Source organism: Pseudomonas sp. FG86 (assembly GCF_057808775.1).
Genome location: NZ_JBMDIS010000047.1, coordinates 45,119 through 51,311, shown reverse-complemented (window position 1 = coordinate 51,311; position 6,193 = coordinate 45,119). Strand labels below are relative to the sequence as shown.

The following is a 6,193-nucleotide window of genomic DNA, read 5'->3' as shown; positions in this document are numbered from 1 at the left end:
TCGCAGCCCAACGCGGGGCAAGCCCGCTCGCCACAACAAGCCCGCTCGCCACAGGAGGTCGTGGGGCCGCCCACATTTTGCTCAGCGTTGCGTCAGTTGGATCTGCGCCCTGGCCTGTTTCACCACGTTCTCTGTAGTAAACCCGAACTTCTCCTGCAACTTCGCCAGCGGTGCCGACGCGCCGAAGCTGTTCATCACCACCTTGGCGCCGGTCTGGCCGACATAGCGATCCCAGCCCAGGGGGCCGGCCTGTTCCACCACGACCCTGGCCTTCACGGCCGGCGGCAGCACGCTGTCGCGATAAGCCTGGTCCTGGTCTTCGAACAGCTCCCAACTGGGCATTGAAACCACTTGCGCGGCAATCCCTTCAGCCTTGAGCTGTTCATAAGCCTCCACGGCAAGGCTGACTTCACTGCCCGTCGCGATCAGGATGACATCCGGCGCTTCAGCCCCCGCCAACACATACGCGCCTTTGGCCGCGCCGGACGCCGCCGCATATTTACTGCGATCCAGCGTCGGCAGTGGCTGTCTCGACAACACCACGCAGCTCGGCCGATGGGTTTGCGCCAGGGCGACTTTCCACAGCTCCAGGGTTTCATTGGCGTCACCCGGGCGCAGGGTCAGCAACCCCGGCGTGGCGCGCAGTTGGGTCAGATGCTCGATGGGCTGGTGGGTCGGGCCGTCTTCACCGACGCCGATCGAGTCATGGGTAAACACGAATATCACCGGCAATTCCATGATTGCCGCCAGGCGGATCGGCGGTTTCATGTAGTCGCTGAACACCAGGAATGTCGAGGTATACGGCCGCAAATACGACAGCGCCATGCCATTGGCAATCGCGCCCATGGCGTGTTCGCGGATGCCGAAATACAGGTTGCGCCCGCTGTAGTCGTCGGCACTGAAACGCCCGGCACCGTCGAAGGTGAGGTTGGTCTTGGTCGACGGCGACAAGTCCGCCGAGCCGCCGAGCAGCCAGGGGATTTGCTGGGCAAACGCATTCAATACTTCGCCGCCGGCGGCACGGCTGGCGATGCCCTTGGCATCGCTGTCGAAGTGGGGCAAGTGCTTCTGCCAGTGTTCCGGCATTTGCCCGGCACGCATGCGGTGCAATTCATCGGCCAGCTCGGGCTCATACTGTTCGAGCAGCGAAAGGTGTTCGAGCCATTTTTCATACAGTGGCTCGCTGCGCTCAAGCAACGCATCACGCAACGCCGTGCAGGCTTCATCGGGTACCAGGAAGCTTGCATCCTGTGGCCAGCCATAGGCGGCCTTGGTCAGGCGGATTTCCTCCTCACCCAAGGGTTCACCATGGGCGGCGGCGGTGTTGTGCTTATGGGGCGAGCCATAGCCGATCACACTGTCGACCACGATCAGGGTCGGCGCGCCCCGGTTGCAATGGAAGGTCTCCAGGGCACTGGTCAGGGCTTGCAAGTCATTGGCATCGGTCACGTGCAGGGTATGCCAGCCATAGGCCTGGAAGCGCTTGATCACGTCTTCGCTGAATGCCAGCTCAGTGTGGCCCTCGATGCTGATGGTGTTGTTGTCATAGATCCAGCACAGCTTGTCCAGCTTCAAATGCCCGGCCATCGATGCCGCTTCGCCACTGATGCCCTCCATCATGTCGCCGTCGCCACACAAGGTGTACACGTTGTAATCGAACAGTGTCTTTTCTTCGCGATTGAAGCGCGTGGCCAGCCAGCGCTCAGCCATTGCCATCCCGACACTGTTGGCGCAGCCCTGGCCCAGGGGGCCGGTGGTGGTCTCGACCCCGGTAGTCATACGGTATTCCGGGTGCCCAGGGGTCTTGGAGCCCGCCTGCCGAAACTGCTTGATATCGTCCAGACTGATCGCGGCCTGCCCGGTACGCTTGCCCTCGGCATCCATCTCCACCACGCCCGCCAAGTGCAGCAATGAATACAGCAACATCGATGCATGGCCGACGGATAACACAAAGCGGTCACGGCTGGGCCAGTCGGGGTGCTGGGGGTGATAGCGCAGGAAGCGGCTCCACAAGGTATACCCGACCGGCGCCAGGCCCATGGGCGTGCCCGGATGGCCGGAGTTGGCCTTTTGAACGGCGTCCATGGCCAGGGTACGAAGGGTGTTGATGCATTGGGTGTCGACAGCGCTGGCAGCTTGATTCATGAACCGGTCTCCCTCAAGTGGCGATCTACAGTGGAGGGCAGGGCGCGGCAAAGGTTTGATCCCATTGCCCAGGTTGCGACGAACGGGACTGGTTTGCCGGCAAACATGACAAGACCCCTTGGAATGGGCTAGCTTCAAGGGCGTAGCCATTGATCAACTTGCGGAGGTAGGCCATGCCAGTGAAACACGACCTGTATCAGGACTTGGGGTTGAGCAAGGACGAAGTCGACGGGCGCCGGGCACAAAATGCCCGTTTGAACGCGCTGTTTGATAAATACAACGATGTTGACGAATTGGTGGTGAACGCTGAAAAGGCAGCCGGCAGCGATGACGAGATAAAGAAGCTGAAGGAAAGACGCTTGTTGGTTAAAGATGAGATCAAGGATTTGCTGAAGTAACGGGCGATCCGTTCAATGAGGGAGCGAGCCAATCGCTCCCTTGCACATTTTTTCAGAATTGACTGGAAGACACCCCGATCCCCGCTACCTATGATGCCCTCGCCCTCCCGGCTCCGGGGACCGTTGCGGCGCAGGATTGCGCTGATGGGCCGGGTGGGCACTTTCAGGGTTTATTCGATGTCAAGTCGAATCGGTCGGCGGAAAACGCTTCTAATGAGACATGTGGCTGTTGCCCAACGGCCATGTTTGCAAGGGCATCCCCAATAGCAGGTGCAAATTTGAATCCGTGCCCTGAGCAAGCGGATGCAAAATAAGTTGATCTCAAAGCTTTGGATTTTCCGATCAGGAATGACTCATCAGGGCTAAGTGTATAGAAGCAGTTTTTTGCTTGTATCGGTGAGCGCTCTAGATTCGGGAATAAATTTCCAACGATCTCAGATATTTCTTCTAAATACTTTGTTTTCACGGGAATGTTTTCCCATTGAGGGTTGGCAGGCGTTTGCTGTCTGTTGTGAAAGCCAATTTTCACTCCAGGTTCGTTGCTGATGATTGAGGGTACGCCATAAATAAGACTTTCATCTTGGTGTTCGTATAAAAAAATTGGAAAATGGTCTGGGGAGAATAGCTTCTCGAAATCGTTTTTCGGTTTGAACCAATATATCGGGACTTGACGGGGTTCTATACAGTGCTTGATCTCCCGCAAGAGGTGGGTGGCAATCCACGGCCCCGCTGTGACGATCACCGATTTGGCAAAATAAGTGCGCCCGCTTCGGGTGCCTAGACGCATCTGCGGCCCATCATTCTCAAGAGTTAAGACGCTGTTACCAAATTCAATAGTCGCGCCACCGCGAACAGCCTCGTTGAGCATCCCCAATCGGGCATCGCAAGCGGATATTGCGTATGCCCCGGGCTCGAATACCGTCTGCATCTTATTCGGCAGATTAAATGCTGGAAAGTGATGCTTGGTTTTAGACTCACTCCATACTTCATGCTCTATTCGTCCTTCCCTGGCGGTATTAATGCTTCCTGCGACCACTCGGCTGGACTGAGGCCCGACGAAAATTCCTGCTGTTCGAAATAGCAGTTTTCTCTGAATCAACCGCTCTAGCTCATGCCATAACACGTCGGATTGGTTAAGTAGCGGAAGATAGTTTTTGCCTTCCCAATAAGCACGACGAAATATTCGGGAGCCTCCTTGTGACGATCCATAGCTATGAGTGGGGCCTGAAGCGTCAATTCCCAATACACGAGTACATTTTGGAGTGACTCTCCATAACGCGGCAGTCCCCATAATGCCAAGACCGATCACGATGACGTCGTAAGTGTTTCTCATGTTGAAGGTCTCTTTATTTTTTGGGTCGGCGAGCCACAGTCATATCGTAAACAAGAGGTGAGGCTAGTATGCCCGCAGTCGTAATGATTAATGTCAGCGATAAAGTGGGCAGGCTTTTTTCGTCGGAAAGCCAGCCAATAGTGAGCAGTGTGAGGGGGAGTGTGAATTGTAAAAGGCCAGTGAGGGATAATGGTATTTTTCCCGTGGCGAAGGAAAATATTAATAAAGGTATGACGGATACTAAGCCTGCTAGCCAGATTAGCGGGGCCGCGCGGGAGGGGAGTTCATTTGGCCATATAATAGAGAGGTCAAATACCCAGATGGCGAATGCCAGGCAGGTGGTTAGAAAAACTGTCTCCACAAACAAACCGTTGACTGCGTTTAATGAGGTGGATTTTTTGATGTATGTGTACAAACCCCATGTCGCCGCAATCAATAAATAGATCCAATGGTTTAAGTCTTTACTGAAAATCATCAAAAAAGCTATTGCGCTCAACGCGATGAGGACGGAGAGGGCTTTATGGGGTGTCATTCGCTCATGGTAAACCAACGCTCCCAATGCAATTGATATGAAGGGGGCTAGTAGATAGCCAAGTCCGCTTTCTAAGATGTATCCGTTGATTGAAGACCAAATGAAAACTCCCCAGTTGATGAGAATGAAAAAAGAGGCGATGCAATGTGTTGCAATTAGTCTTGCTGTGAATATTTTGGTTTGGTTGAAACGTCGAAAAATCAAAAGAAGTAAAGTGAGGATGGCGCAGGACAGTGCGACCCTGTATGCGACCAATGTGGTAGGTTGTATGTCGTTAAGCGCTCTCCAGTACAGAGATGATGCCCCCAGAAAGAGATTTGCCAGCCCAGACAAAGCTATCGCCAGGCAATGTCTTGAAGGGGGCGTTAGTTGTGTTTTCATTTTTATTTTGTACGATGAAAAAATTCAATGATTTCATATGACCAGAAAATTTCGCCATTTTTATCTATGGAGTAGGCGGCCATGTCCTGCTTTGACCAATGCTCAAACTCTTTATTCAGGGCGTTGCTTATCATGCGCCAATGATCGGAATAATAGAGGAGTGGAAGTGTATGACGTTCCATTAATCTGTAAGCCAGCGGAGGAGTATCCTGGTGGCTTTGGTTGTACTTGCTCAAGACATCACTTATTCCTACCATTGAGTTGAATCCCACAACAGCTGTGCCGGTGGGACTAAGATATCTGGGAAGGTCATGGAGAAATCGCCTGATGACTTCCTCACCATAAAACATCGATTGAATAGGCATCTCTCCTTCCTGTTCAATGGATTTCAATCTTTGAGTGAGCGAAGCGGAGGGCGTTCGCCACCCGGGCGGGTTAAAAATGATTGTTTGGAACTGTCTTTCAGGGAGGCTGCTGAATAGGTCGCTTGTCAAAAAGGAGATCGCATGTTGATGGAAGTTCATGCGTTCATGCATTTTGGCCTGCTCAATAGAGTGTTCGGATATGTCTGTGGCCGTAATGTCATGGTTTCCAAGTTTTCGCATCAACAAGGCATGAACGCCACTGCCCGTACCGACGTCCAGAATACGTTTGTCTGAAAAGCTGGAATCGAATTTTCGCATTAAGTAATGGCCAAGCCTGATACCTGCAAGGCTTACTTTAAAAACGTTAGGTGAGTGAATAAAGTCTAGGCTTTGGCCTAGGCCAAAGTAAATTTTATAGGTGTCGTCCAGATGTTTCGGATTGTCACTGTTCAGAGAGTGTCGTCCTACTAACCCGTGATCAATAAGTCCTAGCATCTCTATTCTCTCCGTCCTAGTTCTATCGAGCGAATGCAGGAGCGTTTAAGTCCCTCGACGATAGTGTCGCGCAGCTGCATGTGATTAAAAAACTCAATTGCTCGCTGTGTCGTTCCTCCTCGTGTCATCACCCTTTCACAAAGCCTCATTGGTGGTTCCTTGCTGTGCTCCAGTAACGCGCAAGTGCTGCGCAATACTTGGAGTGTTATTGATGTGGCGCTTGCTTTATCAAAACCTGCAGTTATAGCGTACTCAATAAGCGCTGCTGCAAAATATGAAGTGTATGCCGGGCCGCCGCCGACCAAAGCAGTTGCGCTATCAAGGAGTTTTTCATCATTCACTGAAAGTGAGTTGCCAAGTTTGGAGAATAAGTCGTTAGTTACAGTGTCGTTTGCATGCGTGGTTTTAAGGGCGGAGATCAAGACGGTCATGCCTTGGTTGAGACTGCACCCAAGGTTAGGTATTGCTCGATATACTTGTGAGCTTTCTAAGTGGGTTGTGAGTTCTTGGATACTGATCCCGGCCATGACTGAAATTATGATGC

6 protein-coding genes are annotated in these 6,193 nt (G+C 52.6%); 1 reads left to right on the top strand and 5 read right to left on the bottom strand.

Annotation, left to right across the window (positions count from 1 at the left end; translation table 11 throughout):
* Positions 1-81: 81 nt before the first annotated feature.
* The gene (gene tkt, locus ACODSV_RS24450; protein ID WP_150054241.1) at positions 82-2,145 is read right to left on the bottom strand and encodes a transketolase; all 2,064 of its coding nucleotides are present in this window, start codon (positions 2,143-2,145) and stop codon (positions 82-84) included.
* A 173-nt stretch (positions 2,146-2,318) separates the two neighbouring features.
* Between tkt and ACODSV_RS24445 the strand changes: the two genes are divergently transcribed.
* Positions 2,319-2,543, top strand: coding sequence for an HP1242/YdcH family protein (locus ACODSV_RS24445; RefSeq protein ID WP_150054242.1), 225 nt, complete (start codon positions 2,319-2,321; stop codon positions 2,541-2,543).
* A gap of 163 nt (positions 2,544-2,706) precedes the next feature.
* Here ACODSV_RS24445 and solA read toward each other — a convergent pair whose 3' ends face one another.
* From solA to ACODSV_RS24425, 4 genes are read right to left on the bottom strand one after another with little or no spacing between them, the layout of a single operon-like run.
* Positions 2,707-3,876, bottom strand: a complete 1,170-nt coding sequence (gene solA, locus ACODSV_RS24440; protein ID WP_150054243.1) for an N-methyl-L-tryptophan oxidase — start codon at positions 3,874-3,876, stop codon at positions 2,707-2,709.
* A gap of 13 nt (positions 3,877-3,889) precedes the next feature.
* The gene (locus ACODSV_RS24435) at positions 3,890-4,789 is read right to left on the bottom strand and encodes an EamA family transporter (protein WP_150095405.1); all 900 of its coding nucleotides are present in this window, start codon (positions 4,787-4,789) and stop codon (positions 3,890-3,892) included.
* A 2-nt stretch (positions 4,790-4,791) separates the two neighbouring features.
* A complete protein-coding gene (locus ACODSV_RS24430; RefSeq protein WP_150054245.1) occupies positions 4,792-5,649 on the bottom strand; it encodes a methyltransferase in 858 nt (285 codons plus the stop codon).
* 2 nt (positions 5,650-5,651) lie between these two features.
* Positions 5,652-6,080 (bottom strand): pyrroline-5-carboxylate reductase family protein, encoded by a 429-nt coding sequence (locus ACODSV_RS24425; RefSeq protein ID WP_190300970.1) that lies wholly within the window; start codon positions 6,078-6,080, stop codon positions 5,652-5,654.
* Between the last annotated feature and the right edge of the window lie 113 nt (positions 6,081-6,193).